This is a genomic window from Novipirellula methanifontis (assembly GCF_052161655.1).
Lineage (GTDB): Bacteria > Planctomycetota > Planctomycetia > Pirellulales > Pirellulaceae > Novipirellula.
Genome location: NZ_CP197418.1, coordinates 10,012,028 through 10,027,291 on the forward strand (window position 1 = coordinate 10,012,028; position 15,264 = coordinate 10,027,291).

A 15,264-nucleotide genomic window follows, 5' to 3' on the forward strand; every position below is an offset into this window, starting at 1 on the left:
CGGAACAGCGCCGGAAGTCAGAAACTCTCGAATATCCAGAAGTTAACCGTCCTGGCATCGCGATGTCTAGACGGCAAACTTCCTCAAATCGAATACGCGGGATATTCCCGCATCGGAACGGCCGTCACTGATGGCGATTCGGAGTACTTTTTCGTCCAGTGGATCAGTCACGAAGTGACGGTTAGACTGCCATGCTTAGAATGCCAGCACCTCCCCGAAAATCTCGCTGCATAGGAATGATAAAATTGTCCGACGGATTGCCTCGGAAAAAGCCTACTCGAACTAAGATGAAATCTTCCAAGGCGAACTCTTCCGCCCCGGAAGAAAAACCACGCGTGCGAAAAATTGGTTCCCTGGTAAACCAATTGATCTCGCGACGTGGCTATGCGCAAGTTGCAGTGGTCAACGAAATCCATGACGCCGTGATCGCTCTGATTGACGAACAGATAAGATCAAGTGTGCGGATCGGCAATTTGAAGCGAGGCGTGCTGGAGATCTATGCCTCGGACTCGGTCACCCTTCAAGAACTGAACTTTCAAAAGCGAACGATCCTCAAAAAACTACAAAAACAGCATCCTCAATCCAATGTCACCGGACTGAAGTTTCGCATCCAAGCGAATTAATGTCGTTGATCACTCCGCGATCCATCGTTCTGATCGCGGAGCAATCAGCGACAATCCGCCAACGCAAAACTCACCCAATCTTCCTGAGCCACATGCTTCGATCTCGCGTCTGTCACCGTTCGGCCCGCCAAGTTCGCGGGAGTATCGTGTCACGATGAAAGTGGTTTTCTTAACCGCGGGTGCCGCTGGCATGTACTGCGGTAGTTGCATGCACGACAACGCCACCGCTCGGGTGCTGCAAGCGTCCGGGATCGACTGCGTTTTGCAGCCGATTTACACACCGATTCGCACCGATGAAACCAGCATCGCTGAGGAAGAGGTTTTCTTTGGTGGCATTCACATCTATCTGCTTCAACAGATGCCGTGGATCCGGTTTGTGCCTCAATCGCTACGGCGTTTTTTGGATTGGCCGCCGTTGATCCGGATGGCGACAAGCCGAGCAATGTCCACCGATGCCGCCAAACTTGGCGCGCTTGCGATTTCGATGCTCAAAGGGACCGAGGGGCGGCAAGCCGAAGAGGTTGGGCGATTGACCGATTGGCTCGTCACGCAGATGCACCCCGATGTCCTTGTACTCAGCAATCTGTTGATCGGTGGAGCGTTACCGACAATTCGCAAACGATTGCCGAACACCAAGATCGTGGTGTTGCTGCAAGGCGATGACATTTTCTTGGACCACTTGCCGGATGCGGCGCGAGACGAGGCAATTGAACTGTGCCGCAAACTCGTGGGATTGGTCGATCGGTTTGTGGTTAACAGTCGTTTTTATGCGGACAAGATGGGATCGCTGCTCGAGATTCCGCAATCAAAATTGACGACGATTCCGCTTTCGATTGACCTTCAGCACTTTTCGCCACGGCCAACATCAGCGTCCAAGCCGGAGACGTTTCGCTTGGGCTACATGGCGCGGGTCGCACCCGAGAAAGGACTTCACCGACTCGTGGACGCGTTTATCGAACTGGCGACGCAGCAATCTCATTCCCGTCTGACCCTCGAAGTCGCCGGTTGGTTAGGCGAGAACAATCACGCCTACCTTGAATCGCTTCGCCAAAGAATAGACAAGGCGAATTTGAGCGAGCGGTTCACCTATCACGGCAGTCCCACGTTGTCGCAGAAAGTCGAATTTTTGCGAACGCTCGATTTGTTGTGTGTGCCAACGGAATACGAAGACCCCAAAGGGCTGTTTGCACTCGAGGCAATCGCATCGGGAGTGCCTGTGGTGCTGCCCGATCATGGCGCGTTCGGCGAACTGATTGGTTCGACTGGTGGTGGCATCGTGGTCCCCGCCAACGACCATAGTGCCTTGATCGGCGGCATCGATCTGTTGGCTAAAGACCATTCGCATCGTCAGCAATTGGTCACATCGGGGCTAGCGAATGTGGTTGAGAAACATTCGATTGAAATCACGGCCCAGCGGTTGGCGGCACTGTTTACCGAATTAACGTCCGCTTCGTGAACTACTTCATGCCTTCACGACGCATGGTCAATTCGCGAGTGATCTCGCCTTTGACGTACTTGATCGGGACAAAGCTGTTGCCCTCCATCGGCACTTCCACTCGCACGGTCACTTCGCGTGTATCGCGTTTGATCTTTTTAGGCGTCACCTGTATGCGGACGTTGGAAAGCCCTAGTGAATTGAGAATGTCGAACGCTTTTGCTTCGGTTTCCTCGGCGGTGGCTCCAGGCAGCATGCCTGTCCGCGCAGCTTCGTAAACTGCGTTATCCGCGGTATGACGAATCATTGCAGCCCGACAAAACTCGAAGGCCGCAAAGAAAAACAGGAATAGGATCGGAACGACGATCGCAAATTCAACCAAGGCTGCACCTCGTCGTTGGCGTCGTTGTCTTACTTTGGTCATGGGCTTTATTGCCAAAACAGTTTTGGGTGAGGTGTGAGGTTTAGATCCGCTGGGCGGCTCAAAATCTATTCGGTCATCATGGTGGACAGAGTGAGGGCGATTTCGCGATAGATACGTCGCAAATCTTCACCGCTGACAGCATGAAATGATTTCCCGTTACCGATCGTCGCCACCTCTCGCATTCGAGTAACATCGGCTCCGGCACCAAAAGTGATGGTGTGAATCGTGATCCCATCGCGAGCAATTTCGTCAGCCGATTCACGCGGCTCACGCCCACGATTGTGCTTACCATCCGTCATGACAATCATCGTTTTTTCAACAAATTTCGCGTCACGACTGCGGTTCATGATTTTGTGACCCGCATCCATGCCTCGCGAGATACTGGTGAATCCGCCGACCGGCATCGCGGCCATCGCACGAGTGATCAGATTCAAATCGTCACTCAATTGCACGTCTTCTCGGGCTTGGTCGTTATATGACGCTAAGCCGACTTGTTCTTGGACGGGTGTACCATCGAGGGTACTGGTAAAAATATTAATAGCGTCTCGCAGATCATCTATCTTTTGTCCGGCCATCGAACCACTGCGGTCAACCACAAGCACCACGTCGCGTTCGATATAGGTAGCTGTTGATAACGCTTGAGGCTCAAAAAACTCAAACCCAACCATGTTGCCAAAGAACATTGGAACCGCACCCGCGGTTGAATCATGTGTCCGTTTGCCGTTGACCTTAACGCTATTAATGGGGCTTTGGTTGGGAGTAAACTCAAATTTACCCGACGCTGCTTCACGACTCGCTCCGAACGAAAAATCACTCGCGTCCACGATCAACGGTTCGCCGTTAACAGTGTTGCGAAGTGCGACCTGTTGGCCTCGACGAATGGCGAGTCCTTCGTTAAACGATTGCGACAATTCGAGCGCTGCAGCCTTGGCTGCCGCATCGGTTGCACTGCGGAGTTCGGTTCTCGCTAGATGCATCTGAGCGATATCGACCGAGAAGGTCACTGCCATCATGAACGCGACCATCATAATCACGATCAAAACCAGCATTGCACCACGACGCCGCGAAGCAGTTCGCGGCAAACAAAATTGAGGGGTTGAATGGTTCATCATTATTATTCTTTCAACATCACGACGCGTGCAATTAAGTCTCGATTGGAAATGAACTGGCCGGCTAGTGGGCTGTTCGGTTGCGTAGGCGCGACGATTTCAACCGCAACCTCCTCGCCTCGTTTCGCGTTCTCCGGATTGCGATCAGGAAACCGAACAGCGAAACCACGCACGTTTCGTGCGGTGAGGATATTGGTGGCACGATTTTCGGCGGCGGTGGCCGTTGAATTGCTCAAGGCCGCTTCACGTGCCCCCTCGTAGGCTGCAACGCTGAGTGCTTGTTTTAGGAAAATGAAGCTGCTTGCTTCGATCGAACCAAATACCAGCAGTACCAGTATCGGCAAACACACGGCGAACTCGGCTGCCGCGACGGCTCGGCGAGATCGTCGACGGACACCGTTGTGATTTCCCCTAGAACTCGTGTGAACGAGTACCTCGATCCCCCTGGTACGTGGCGGATCGAATTCAGGAACGTGACTTTGGATTGTTGTTGTCATGGATTTTAAACCTCGGTGTCAGTGGCCGAGGAAGGCGTGACCGTTGGCGTGACGGGATTCACACGCTCGATAACAGCGTTAAAGTCCGCAGCAATATTTTGCCAAAAGTCGTCGTTGCGGAAGTGCAGTGGAGTCACGGCACGGCCCGAGCGAGCGTCGGCTAACGCACTTCGCAATCGCAAAATCGGGCCAGCAAAACGGTTGGTGAGCTTCAACGTATCCCAAACAAAGGCGGGGATAAGGGCCATTGTGATCACGAAGAACGGCATGAAGCGTCGCATCGTGTCAGCGAACGTTTGCCCCCAATTGGCGTCGGGCTGCTCGAACAACCGAATCCAGATGGTCAATGCGATCGCATTGCAAACGAAGAAAACGATCCAGTGAATCGCGATCTTGCGAAGCAGTCCACCTTGGACTTCTTTATCAACAAGCGTACGGCTACGGCGTGATTTGGTTTGGGACATGATCTCGTCTGCGGCAAAGGTTTGTGAAATGACTCGCTAAGAGTCAATCGGCTCTCATAGGGAACCGTAGGTCAGAGTTGAGCGAATCGATTCGGGGCTGCCGAAACTTGTCTCCCCCCACCGTATTGAATTGCGGATGGCAGCGATTGAATCGATAATCCCGCCTTGGTGCCCCTCGCGTGAGCTGAAGAGGCTGCCCGGTGCGATCGAATTTCGTATCGGCGCGGCGTGAGGCCTCGACCGGTCTTGGCTAAAATAGCGAAGTGAAATACCAGAGGACTTGTGCCCCACGGCTAACAAAATTTGCCCGCTTGCCTATAAATGTCGTAACGAGCCCTTCATCGTTCGCGTGATCACCCGTGTTAAGGACTAACGATGCATCAGTGCGCCCACCATCACACCGAGAACCAGAATTACGGATCCGCGTTTGCCATCGGCGTGGCATTGAATGTGGTGTTTGTCGTGATTGAGGCGGGGTACGGTTTCTACAGCCACTCGCTCGCGCTGTTGGCCGATGCCGGACACAACCTTTCGGACGTATTGGGTCTGCTGATTGCCTGGGGTGGGTACGCGTTGGCCAAGGTGCCGCCGTGCAACAAACGCACCTACGGGTGGCGGAGCACGACCATTTTGGCGGCGTTATTTAATGCTTTGATCCTGTTGGTCGCGATTGGCGGAATCGCTTGGGAAGCAATCCACCGGTTCCAAGAACCCTCCGAGGTCGCCGCGCCCACGGTGATCATCGTGGCGTTAATTGGGGTGGTGATTAACACGATCACGGCGCTGCTGTTTATGAAAGGTCGGCACGGCGATTTAAATATCCGCGGTGCGTTTCTGCACATGGCCGCCGACGCGTTGTTGTCGCTGGGGGTCGCGATCGCAGGAGTCCTGATTCTGTATACCCAGTGGAACTGGATCGACCCTGCAACCAGTTTGTTGATCGCCGTGGTGATCTTCTTTGCCACGACCGACCTGCTTCGCGAATCGATGAACTACGCCCTTCAAGCGGTGCCCAAGAAAATTGACATTGATGATGTCACCACGTATCTGCTGAACCTGCCCGGGGTGACGGCGATCCACGATTTGCATGTCTGGGCCATGAGCACGACTGAAATCGCATTGACGGCTCATCTCGTCAAGCCACAGCTCGAAAACAACGATGCCCTGCTGAAAAAGATCTCGCACGACTTGGATCACGAATTCCAAATCAGCCATGCCACAGTTCAAATTGAATCAAGTGTCGATGCTGCGAATTGCCGTCAAGCGGAGATCGGATCGCTATGAAATAACGCGTAAAGCGCGGCGATTTGCAAGCAAAGCGGCAATATCTCAGGCGAAAAGGACTCGCACAATCCTGGACGTGGTGATTAAAATAGCGTGAACCCCGCCTCCCCCTCCCTCCCCAACGCCCGGCAATCGCTGCGGCGGATGTCACCCTACCCTGTTGCCCCCCGCAATGCCGAACCCTTTGACCCCGTGCATCTTCACCCGAACGCTTGCGCTGCTGATCGCCCTTACACCTCTTTTTGTGAGCGCTGAAAACGGTCCTGTGAAGTCGAGGATCCCGGTGGCAGCCACCCAATTGCTCGAAAATTCGTGCATCGATTGCCACGCCGACGAATCGGGCGAAGGCGGATTCGATGCAAGCGTGTTGGATTCCGATCTAGCCGACCCCAAAACGCTCGCCACGTGGCAACGCGTTTTTGACCGAGTCGAACAGGGAGAGATGCCGCCCCGCGACGCCGAGGAATTGGACCCCAAAGATCGCAAGCGATTTCTCGACGCGACTTCCCAGTGGATCACCACGACTCAGCTAGCCGAGTTTGCGGAAGTCGGGCGAGTGCGAGCACGTCGATTGACCACGTTACAACTTGAACGAACTCTGCACGATTTGCTCTCGATCGATATCCCGCTTGCGTCACTGGCGCCCGACGACCCTCGCGTCGATGGGTTCACCAATATTGCCTCTGCCCAAGCGATGTCACACTTTCAAATTGAATCACATCTGAAAATCATCGACGCTGCGCTGGACGAAGCCTTCGACCGTGCCTTGGTTCAGACGTCCCCTTATTCGAAATCGTTAAATGCAAAGCAGATTGCACGTACGAATCCCAAGCGGCGATGTCGCGAGCCCGAGATGCTCGATGGCAAGGCCGTGGTTTGGGCATCCCGGCTGATATTCTACGGCCGCATCCAGACCACGACGGTACCGAAAGATGGTTGGTACCGGATGACCGTGACCGCATCCGCAATGAACAAACCAAAGGATCATGGCGTTTGGTGCACCGTGCGTACTGGCTTTTGTACATCGGGAGCTCCGCTGATGTCTTGGGTTGGATCATTCGAGGCGACAAATGAACCCACCGAACGAACGTTCGAGGCGTGGATTCCCAAAGGACAGATGTTTGAGATCTGCCCCGGCGATGAAACATTGAAGCAAGGCCGATTCGCGGGAGGCCAAGTCGGCGCCGGTGAAGGGACACCTCAGAATCTTCCCGGGGTGGCATTACACCAAATGGAGATTGAAGAGATTCATCCAGGCGGAGACACGCAAGCGGTTCGTACTCAATTGTTCGGAAACCTAAAGCTTCGCAAACAGAACAAGTCGAATCGCTTCGAGTTAGACAAGGATGTTAGTGAAGCAGACCTGCATGCCCAATTGAATCGCTTTGCTCACCGTGCGTTTCGGCGTCCGGTATCCAAGTCGGAATTGCAGCCCTACACCGACATTCTATCGCAAGCACTCCAGGACAGCGGCGATCCGCTTGAAGCTTTGCGGGCAAGCTATCGTGCACTGCTGTGCTCGGCTCGCTTCATGTACTTTGTGGAACCGACGTCAACCGAATCGGCAAGCAGCAAGTCGTCACGGGCTCCGCTAGATGATTTTGCGATTGCGTCGAGACTGAGCTACTTCTTGACGGGGTCGATGCCCGACGCCGAGCTGTTCAAGCTGGCCCAACAAAAACAACTTCGTGATCCCAAGGTGCTCGTTTCTCAAATCGATCGATTGTTGGATGGAAAGGGACAACACCAATTTGTTGCTGACTTTACGTCCCAGTGGCTCGATTTAGTTGACATCAACTTTACGGAACCCGATCCAAAACTGTACCCCCGCTTCGATTCCGTGGTCGAGAACGCGATGTTGGCCGAAACACATCGCTACATCGAGACGCTGCTCAGCCAGAACGCCAGCGTTGATCAACTCGTCCGCTCGGACTTTACGTTTGTGAACAGTCGCTTGGCACGGTTTTACGGCATTGACGGGATCGAAGGGGATGCGATGCAACGCGTCAAACTTGACAAAGGTTCGTCGCGTGGGGGATTGCTCGCCCAAGGTTCCATTTTGAAAGTCACAGCAAATGGCACGACTACGTCGCCGGTACTGCGAGGCGTTTGGGTGTGCGATCGAATTTTGGGACAACCTATTCCTCCGCCGCCTGAAAGTGTTCCCGCGATTGAGCCCGACATCCGTGGCGCGAAAACGATTCGTGACCAATTGGAACTGCACCGCAATCATACCGAATGTGCCAGCTGTCACTCTAAGATCGACCCGCCCGGTTTTGCACTGGAGAGCTTTGATGCGGCTGGCCAATGGCGAGATCACTATGCGATCTCAGGAAAGGGCAATCGCAAAGGTCCCAAAGTAGACCCTAGTTACCAATTGGCCGATGGTCGTCCGTTCGCTGGATTCAACCAGTTCCGTGAACTGATTTCGAATGAACAAAAAATGCTGGCTCGTAACTTTGCTGAAAAGCTGCTGGTGTACGGCACCGGAGCCCCGATCGCGTTCGCGGACCGGCATGTCGTTGAGCAGATTGCCGATTCCACATCCGACGACCAGTTCGGAATGCGATCGCTGCTGAACGAGGTGGTTTTAAGTCCGATCTTTTTGTCAAAGTAGATGGCATTGCGTTACCGTCCGATCACTTACCATTCAATTATTGATATTGGTTCTTAACGAACAGACAAACCATGAAGAAAACAATTTACTTCAATCTCAAATCTCGCCTGAACCGTCGCACCGTGTTACGTGGCGCAGGGATCTCGATGGGGTTGCCATGGTTAACTGCGATGCAGCCGACGTTTGCCAATGACCGCAGCGAAAGCAAACCGAAGCGACTTGTCACGATGACGCTTGGACTTGGGTTGGTCGCCGACAACTTGTTTCCCGAGACCGGGGGACGCGACTATCAAGCGACACCTTATCTTCGCGCGTTGCAGGACCTGCGAGACCAGGTGACCGTGGTCTCGGGGACGTCACACCCCGGAGTCAAAGGAGGGCACCGCGCCGAAGCGAGCATTTTGACGGCCACGCCGATGGGTACCGCAGGCAAGGCAAAGAACTCGATTTCGATTGATCAATTACTCTCAAAACACTTTGGCGATGCCACTCGATTTCCATCACTCGTGCTTAGCAACGGTGGATCGACCAGTCCGTCCTACACCGAAAATGGATCGATGATCCCACCGGAATCGTCGCCATCGCGTTTATTCGCCAAGTTGTTCATCAACGATCCACCGCAGCAGCGAAAGATTCAAGCCCAACGTGTTCGCGAAGGCCGCAGCATCATGGATCTTGTCGGCGAGGATGCGAAATCACTCGAGCGGCAACTCGGCACGGGTGACCGCAATCGTTTGGACGCCTATTTTACCAGCGTCCGGCAACTCGAAAAACGGATGGAGTTATCGGAGCGATGGGCCAACCTGCCCAAGCCAGTCGTCGATGCCAAGAAACCGGTCGACGTGGGCAACCCAAACGATTTGATCGCTCGCCAAAAAACGATGTGCGAAGTGATCAAGCTCGCTCTGCAAACCGATTCGACTCGCTACATTTCGTTTCATATCCCTGGCGGTGGTGGCGTTCTTCCGATCGAAGGTGTGGATGAAGGCTATCACTCACTAAGCCATCATGGACAAGACGAAGACAAGTTGTCGCAACTCGCGATCGTCGAAGAAGCGTTTGTGGCTCAATGGGGCCAGTTCTTGCGAGACCTGAAAGAGACGGATGATTCAGGCACGTCGCTGCTGGATCTCACCACGGTCTTTTTGACCAGCAACCTGGGCAACGCGTCCAATCACGACAATCGCAATATGCCCGTGCTACTGGCGGGCGGTGGTTTTCGCCATGGACAACACCTCGCGTTTGATCGCAAGAACAATTACCCTTTGCCAAACCTGTTCGTTTCGATGTTGCAAAATCTCGGTATGGAAATCGACCAATTTGCTTCGAGTACCGGAACGATGAACGGGCTGTCCAGCTAACCACGAGACTCACATCGTTCCCAAGTAAGCCGCCCCGTCAACATGTCGCTCTATTTCTTCGTGAGTTCGCAGCGTCAGTTGACCGAGGGGACTCCTTGGGCCGAGACGATTGCCGATTCAATCGATGCCGAAATCGTCGTGGTCGTGCTGGGCCAGGACCGGAATGCACTTGCCGAACAGGCTCGCAAAGCGCTGCAGGCGTCGTCGTCGATCAAGACAATTGAATTGGTCGACGAAGATATCGATTCGGTCCTGAATCATATCCGAGTCAAAAAGTCGTCGTTGGTGCTGATTGTCAAAGAAGCACATAATGAACAACTGCAGCGATCCCTCTTCGAGCGTTCGCCGGTCAAGACGCTGTGGCTTCGCGCCAACGCGGCACCGCCAACGTCGTCATCGCATGTCTTTGATTTTGATGTCCAAACGCAAGCGGAAACGCAGCGGATCTCGAAGCGACTGCTTGGGCATCCCGCCCATTCTCCGCTGTTGGAAAACGGTCCCCCGAGCGATTCCGACGACCCAAAATGGCTGGAACAGGAAGGCGTTCGATTGGAAACCGAACGCTGCGAACCAGGGGATGTCGTCTGGATCGTCTACGGCCGGACGCCGGGTGAGGAAGCACGGTACGCCGCTGCTCGTGCGCTGCTGAAGGAATCGACCAAGGCGTCGATTGCCTTGATCAGCAAAGGCGAAACGTTTACCCAATCGCTTGCTTCGCGTTTGCGGTACTGGGCCACCCATGTTGCCGAACCGGTGACGCGAGAGCAACGTGTTGAGTTATCGCAGTCGTTAACCGAAGGCTCGCAGCCGAGCTGGGAGTTTTTGGGTTTGATCTCGGCATCCGCCATGCTAGCCGCCTTTGGGTTGCTGCAAGATTCAGCGGCGGTGATTATCGGAGCGATGTTGATTGCCCCGTTGATGACCCCGATTATGGGCGCTGGGTTGGCACTCACTCACGGCAACCGACCGCTTTTCCAGTCGGCATCCAATGCGATTGTGATCGGGTTTGTTGGCGCGTTGATGTCCAGTTTTCTGTTTGGTTGTCTTGTCGTACTATTGCAAGAGCCTGAGATTACGCCCGAGATGTGGGCTCGCTGCAAACCGTCGGCTTTAGATTTTTGTGTGGGGCTGGTCGGCGGAATGGCGGCCTCGTACGCGCGGACTCGCAGTCATCTTTCCTCCGCACTGGCCGGCGCCGCGATCGCGGCAGCATTAGTGCCGCCGATTTCGACAGCCGGACTGCAGCTTGCTTTTCGCATGACCCAAGGGGCCGATAGCCCAATTTGGCATAGCGGCCAGGGGACACCGATCTTTGGCCCAGTGTTGCTGGTTTCGGTGAACGTGTTGACGATCATGATTGGATCGTCGTTTGTGCTGTACGCGCGTGGCATGCGAGTGGACCGCGCGTTCACGATTGGCCAGCGATGGGCCGGACGAATGACGATCCTATTGTTCACGCTGATGCTGTTGGCCCTGGTCTGGACGCTCGGCCACTAAGCCCACCCGTGATGCCTAACGCCATGAACGATTTTCTAGTAGCGACCTTCGCCAGAAGGTGGTGATTCGCATTGGACGCGAACAATCCACGCTCTGGCGAGCATAGCTACGAAACGCAACTGCTTAGTGAGCATGGTCATGGCCGGCGTGATCATGGTCGTGACCCGCATGATCATGCGACGGAGACGACTCTCCGCTTGAACTTGGCGTGATTCCTTCGAGCGAGGGAGGCGGCCCGTCCATCACGATCGCGTCCGACGCATTGCCGCGTGCGGCGGGAGCGTTCTGCGACAGCGAAGGCTGCGGAATATACGCGTTGTCTCGATTTTGTGACGGCCGATTGGGAACTGCAAAATCGGGGTTGCTCCTTCGCTGCATCCCGTCTGCATGACCGCGCGGATCCGCAAAGGAGTTCCCATGTGAGTGATCGCCATGCTGCCAGAATGTTGCACCGGGGTGAGGGGCACTTAAGGCAAAGGGGCAAGCAGAGTGCCCGTGATCATATGCATGATTGTCATGCATGACATCGGCGTGATGAGGGACTTCGTATCCGAACCGACTGTGGCCATCACGCCCGTAGCCAGCGCGTGCGTCCACATATCCGTAATGCTCGTGCCCAGCGTGCCGGTCGTCGTAGTGACCATAGCCGTAGTGACCATATGCATGATCCCCGTGCCCATCATACCGAGTGTGCCCGTACGAATCGTACCCGCGCCCATAATCATGGTGTCCATACACACCGGGATACTGGGCCTCGGCATCAGGGCACAAAATTCCCATCAGAGCGATGGAGAGGAATCCAGCAATCGCAAGTATTCGTTTCATTCCAAACTTCACTCTCAAATGGGGAACTTCCGCAAACGACCCGTCAGCACTCGCCCCGCGGCGATTTTTTTCACAGCAGCGGCATCCAGACGGAGGTGCAGATCGTTCTGCGGCCCTTCAATCCATTGCATCCCATGCGCAAAGGTCAAGGACAGCGGACGGTTGGAGTATCTCAATTCGAAGCGGTTTCGAGCTTGTTGAACCGATTGCTTGATCGAGATTCGTCCTGGTTAGGCCAGTTCGTCGACATCAACACGATTGCTGCGATATAGACATCGGACACTTTGTCAGCCCAGCGAAACGAGATATCAAAACAGGTATCAAGACGCCGGCGACGGTCGGGGGCACGCACTCAACCCTCTTTTTAAGTGTGCATATTCAGCCATTTCCCATCGTCACGACTCTCTTTCGTCGGATTTGAAGTGGACTTTGCCGGTTACACGGATCATTCACGTTTCCGACCGCTGCAGGACGTGTGCAACTGGCTTATTCCCAACGATGCCTACCTCTGATACCCGATGAATAACAGTAACAATCAATTCCACACGACCGGGTAACTCCCGGAGAAACATTCGCTTACTTCCACGGTCAACGAGTTTCACGACAACGAGCTCGCTTTGAATATTGGTGATTTTTATGTCCAGACGACGAATCTACTTTGCTAACTTGCTGCTTGCTGCATCGACCGCCAGTATGGTGGGGTGTGCATCGCCGGGTATGTTTTCATCGTTGGTGGATTCGAGTCCGACGTCGTCGCTTGACGTGTCACTGATTGACGCACCCGAGACCAGTCTGCCCGAAACAGCCGAATCGGAATCCGCGACTGCGGCGCAAAGCAAGCCCAACAGCGACGTTGCCCAAGTCGTCTTTGATGATCTGGGATACACCAGCGATGGCAATGTGACGTATCCCGAGACCATGGTTCAAGTCGCAATTCCGTTTGACAATGCGACCGAGCCATCGTCATCGGCAACCTATGCCACGGGGCAATCGACCATGACGCTGGCCGATTTCGAAGCCCTCGCCCTTGGCAACAATCCGACCATCCAGGGATTGGTGGCAACGACTCAAAAAGCAGCGGGTTTTCGCACTCAGGTTGGTTTGCGAGCCAATCCAACGGTTGGTTACCAAGGCATGCAGTTAGCCGATGAGGGTACCGATCAACACAGCGTCTATATTTCTCAGACACTGATTACAGCGGACAAGCTAAATCTGAATCGCCGTGTCCAGAACGAGGCGTTACGAGCTCAGCTGTTTCAGCTCGAAGCACAGAAATACCGAATTGCGACCGACATTCGCGTCAAGTTTTACGACGCCCTCGCGGCTCAACGACGCATAAAATTAATCAGCGACTTTCAATCCGTTGCCGACAAGGGATTGGAACTAGCCGAGCTTCGCAAGGAAGCACTCGAAGGATCGCAATTGGATGTCGTTCAGGCCAAAGTGCAAAAGAACGAGATCGATTTGTCGTTGCAACAAGCCGAGATTCGGTATGCTGCGGCGTGGCGAGAACTCGTTGCTTTGGCCGGAACTCCGCATATGCAGCCGATCTCCATACAAGGCGAATTGCCACAGACCGAAACGTTGTTGGATTGGTCCGATGTCGCCACGACAATGGTGGCTTCGAGCCCCGAGTACCATGCCGCTCAGACGCGAATCAGCCAAGCTCGCGCGAACATCGACCGTCAATGTGTCCAGCCCATTCCGAACCTCGATTTCCAATTGGCAGCCGGTCACGATAACGGGACTGGCTCGGGGATGATCAATATCCAGGTGGGTGCTCCCATTCCGGTGTTCAATCGAAACCAGGGGAACATTGCCGCGGCGCGTGCCGAGCTTGTTCGTGCTTGCCAAGACGCGTTGCGGATCGAAAATGCGATCAAAGCCCGACTGGCCGCAGTTTCACAAGATTACGATTCCTCGCTTGCCGCAGTGTCGAAATACAGCAACGACATTCTGCCCAATGCCGCCGATGGGCTGAAATTGGCTGAAACTGCCTACAAGGCGGGTGAGACCAGCTTTGTCCAAGTTTTGGTGGCGCGGCGCACCTATTATGATACCAACTTGCAGTTTATTGCCTCTCAGGCCCAATTGGCTCAGGCAAGGGCTCGCGTTGACGGATACGTGCTCAGCGGCGCCTTGGATGCGATGGTGGATGATAGCGGCGACGATGGTTTACGTGGACTAACGTTTAGCCAACAATAAAAATTCGCTTGAACCCCGACGCCTCGAAAATTGCATGATTTGCTGAGTTAGCTAATTCAAATCAAGATTTGTTCCTCTTGACCCGATTCAGCTTGCTAGGAAAGATTAAAACATCGCAAGACGGTTCCACCCCAAGGTTATGTTTAACGTGTTTGTCGGAATGACCCATCTATTGACGCTCATCGCGTTCGCGGCTCACGCCGTGCTGGGTTGCTGCTGGCATCACTCTCACGCATTGGGGAACGCGTGTTGCGTGCAACATGCCGATCAGGTTGCCTCAGCTGATACGTGTGGCGATGCGGATCACGATCATCATCACGCCACTGCGGTGTGTTGTGATCACAGCACGCATTCGCACGCCGAATCTCACGCAGCGGTCACGCCGACAACGAAGTTGGCCGTTAGCGATTTAGCTATCGAAACCGCAACGTTAACTGATGCGGATTCGCCTTGCGGCCATTCTCATAATTGCGATGAAGCTCATTGCCAATTTGTGGGAATGTTTTCCAAATGGTTGGATCTGGATCTCCAAGCCGTGTCGGTCCCGTTTGCTTTTTCGACCGTTGCCGTGTTGGCTGAAACGCCGCGAGCTGCGGTGGATGGTGATTTCGACAGACGTTGTCGAGCTCGGGTTTTATCCTCCTCTGAGTCCTGTGTTCGTCTGCAATCTTGGCAGATTTGAGCCTTTCTTTCTCTCTGTTTGCTGCTTGGGTCGAGGCTAGTTTGAACGCCGTCATGGCGTGCGTTCTACGTCGGATCCGACCGCAACGTTTTGCGTGATTTAGGTCAGCATACTTGAGCGTGCTGAATCCGCGCGTCCGAGCGAGCCGAAAAGAATGTTTCCACATTCGTCGAACTTAGTTTGATTTTGGCCTGCTATTTGAAGTTGTTCTGCCTGTCGAGGCGACGCAGCTTCCAATGAC

14 protein-coding genes are annotated in these 15,264 nt (G+C 54.2%); 8 read left to right on the top strand and 6 right to left on the bottom strand.

Annotated features, from left to right (window positions below; genetic code table 11):
• The first annotated feature begins 287 nt into the window (after nt 1-287).
• A complete protein-coding gene (locus SH528x_RS35605; RefSeq protein WP_442508161.1) occupies nt 288-623 on the top strand; it encodes a DUF721 domain-containing protein in 336 nt (111 codons plus the stop codon).
• 154 nt (nt 624-777) lie between these two features.
• Nucleotides 778-2,079 (top strand): glycosyltransferase family 4 protein, encoded by a 1,302-nt coding sequence (locus tag SH528x_RS35610; RefSeq protein ID WP_442508162.1) that lies wholly within the window; start codon nt 778-780, stop codon nt 2,077-2,079.
• A gap of 1 nt (nt 2,080) precedes the next feature.
• Here the strand turns inward: SH528x_RS35610 and SH528x_RS35615 are convergent, their stop codons facing one another.
• From SH528x_RS35615 to SH528x_RS35630, 4 genes are all read right to left on the bottom strand, one after another.
• Nucleotides 2,081-2,482 carry a TadE/TadG family type IV pilus assembly protein gene (locus SH528x_RS35615; protein ID WP_442508163.1) on the bottom strand — a complete coding sequence of 134 codons (402 nt, stop codon included), beginning with the start codon at nt 2,480-2,482 and terminating at the stop codon, nt 2,081-2,083.
• 65 nt (nt 2,483-2,547) lie between these two features.
• Entirely contained in the window at nt 2,548-3,594 is a 1,047-nt protein-coding gene (locus SH528x_RS35620; RefSeq protein WP_442508164.1) for a VWA domain-containing protein, read from the bottom strand.
• Nucleotides 3,595-3,596: 2 nt separating this feature from the next.
• Nucleotides 3,597-4,088, bottom strand: a complete 492-nt coding sequence (locus tag SH528x_RS35625; protein ID WP_442508165.1) for a TadE family protein — start codon at nt 4,086-4,088, stop codon at nt 3,597-3,599.
• Between the two features lie 5 nt (nt 4,089-4,093).
• Nucleotides 4,094-4,552, bottom strand: a complete 459-nt coding sequence (locus tag SH528x_RS35630; RefSeq protein ID WP_442508166.1) for a hypothetical protein — start codon at nt 4,550-4,552, stop codon at nt 4,094-4,096.
• A gap of 375 nt (nt 4,553-4,927) precedes the next feature.
• On the opposite strand from SH528x_RS35630, the gene SH528x_RS35635 reads away from it, so the two are divergent.
• The 4 genes from SH528x_RS35635 (at nt 4,928) to SH528x_RS35650 (ending at nt 11,311) form a co-directional block, all read left to right on the top strand.
• Nucleotides 4,928-5,836, top strand: coding sequence for a cation diffusion facilitator family transporter (locus tag SH528x_RS35635; protein ID WP_442508167.1), 909 nt, complete (start codon nt 4,928-4,930; stop codon nt 5,834-5,836).
• 283 nt (nt 5,837-6,119) lie between these two features.
• A complete protein-coding gene (locus SH528x_RS35640) occupies nt 6,120-8,453 on the top strand; it encodes a DUF1592 domain-containing protein (protein ID WP_442508168.1) in 2,334 nt (777 codons plus the stop codon).
• Between the two features lie 71 nt (nt 8,454-8,524).
• Complete coding sequence (locus SH528x_RS35645; RefSeq protein ID WP_442508169.1) at nt 8,525-9,814, top strand: DUF1552 domain-containing protein; 1,290 nt, start codon at nt 8,525-8,527, stop codon at nt 9,812-9,814.
• 42 nt (nt 9,815-9,856) lie between these two features.
• Nucleotides 9,857-11,311, top strand: coding sequence for a DUF389 domain-containing protein (locus SH528x_RS35650; RefSeq protein WP_442508170.1), 1,455 nt, complete (start codon nt 9,857-9,859; stop codon nt 11,309-11,311).
• Nucleotides 11,312-11,434: 123 nt separating this feature from the next.
• Here SH528x_RS35650 and SH528x_RS35655 read toward each other — a convergent pair whose 3' ends face one another.
• Both SH528x_RS35655 and SH528x_RS35660 read right to left on the bottom strand, forming a co-directional pair.
• Nucleotides 11,435-12,136 (bottom strand): hypothetical protein, encoded by a 702-nt coding sequence (locus tag SH528x_RS35655; protein WP_442508171.1) that lies wholly within the window; start codon nt 12,134-12,136, stop codon nt 11,435-11,437.
• 172 nt (nt 12,137-12,308) lie between these two features.
• Nucleotides 12,309-12,488: a hypothetical protein gene (locus SH528x_RS35660; protein WP_442508172.1), complete on the bottom strand. Its 180-nt coding sequence runs from the start codon at nt 12,486-12,488 to the stop codon at nt 12,309-12,311.
• Between the two features lie 284 nt (nt 12,489-12,772).
• Between SH528x_RS35660 and SH528x_RS35665 the strand changes: the two genes are divergently transcribed.
• Both SH528x_RS35665 and SH528x_RS35670 read left to right on the top strand, forming a co-directional pair.
• Nucleotides 12,773-14,341, top strand: coding sequence for a TolC family protein (locus SH528x_RS35665; protein ID WP_442508173.1), 1,569 nt, complete (start codon nt 12,773-12,775; stop codon nt 14,339-14,341).
• A 160-nt stretch (nt 14,342-14,501) separates the two neighbouring features.
• Nucleotides 14,502-15,023 carry a hypothetical protein gene (locus tag SH528x_RS35670; protein WP_442508174.1) on the top strand — a complete coding sequence of 174 codons (522 nt, stop codon included), beginning with the start codon at nt 14,502-14,504 and terminating at the stop codon, nt 15,021-15,023.
• The last annotated feature ends 241 nt before the right edge of the window (nt 15,024-15,264 follow it).

Coding starts and splice junctions, on each gene's coding strand:
- SH528x_RS35605 (WP_442508161.1), top strand. CDS start 288: ATGAAATCTTCCAAGGCGAACTCTTCCGCCCCGGAAGAAAAACCACGC.
- SH528x_RS35610 (WP_442508162.1), top strand. CDS start 778: ATGAAAGTGGTTTTCTTAACCGCGGGTGCCGCTGGCATGTACTGCGGT.
- SH528x_RS35615 (WP_442508163.1), bottom strand. CDS start 2,482: ATGACCAAAGTAAGACAACGACGCCAACGACGAGGTGCAGCCTTGGTT.
- SH528x_RS35620 (WP_442508164.1), bottom strand. CDS start 3,594: ATGATGAACCATTCAACCCCTCAATTTTGTTTGCCGCGAACTGCTTCG.
- SH528x_RS35625 (WP_442508165.1), bottom strand. CDS start 4,088: ATGACAACAACAATCCAAAGTCACGTTCCTGAATTCGATCCGCCACGT.
- SH528x_RS35630 (WP_442508166.1), bottom strand. CDS start 4,552: ATGTCCCAAACCAAATCACGCCGTAGCCGTACGCTTGTTGATAAAGAA.
- SH528x_RS35635 (WP_442508167.1), top strand. CDS start 4,928: ATGCATCAGTGCGCCCACCATCACACCGAGAACCAGAATTACGGATCC.
- SH528x_RS35645 (WP_442508169.1), top strand. CDS start 8,525: ATGAAGAAAACAATTTACTTCAATCTCAAATCTCGCCTGAACCGTCGC.
- SH528x_RS35650 (WP_442508170.1), top strand. CDS start 9,857: ATGTCGCTCTATTTCTTCGTGAGTTCGCAGCGTCAGTTGACCGAGGGG.
- SH528x_RS35655 (WP_442508171.1), bottom strand. CDS start 12,136: ATGAAACGAATACTTGCGATTGCTGGATTCCTCTCCATCGCTCTGATG.
- SH528x_RS35665 (WP_442508173.1), top strand. CDS start 12,773: ATGTCCAGACGACGAATCTACTTTGCTAACTTGCTGCTTGCTGCATCG.
- SH528x_RS35670 (WP_442508174.1), top strand. CDS start 14,502: ATGACCCATCTATTGACGCTCATCGCGTTCGCGGCTCACGCCGTGCTG.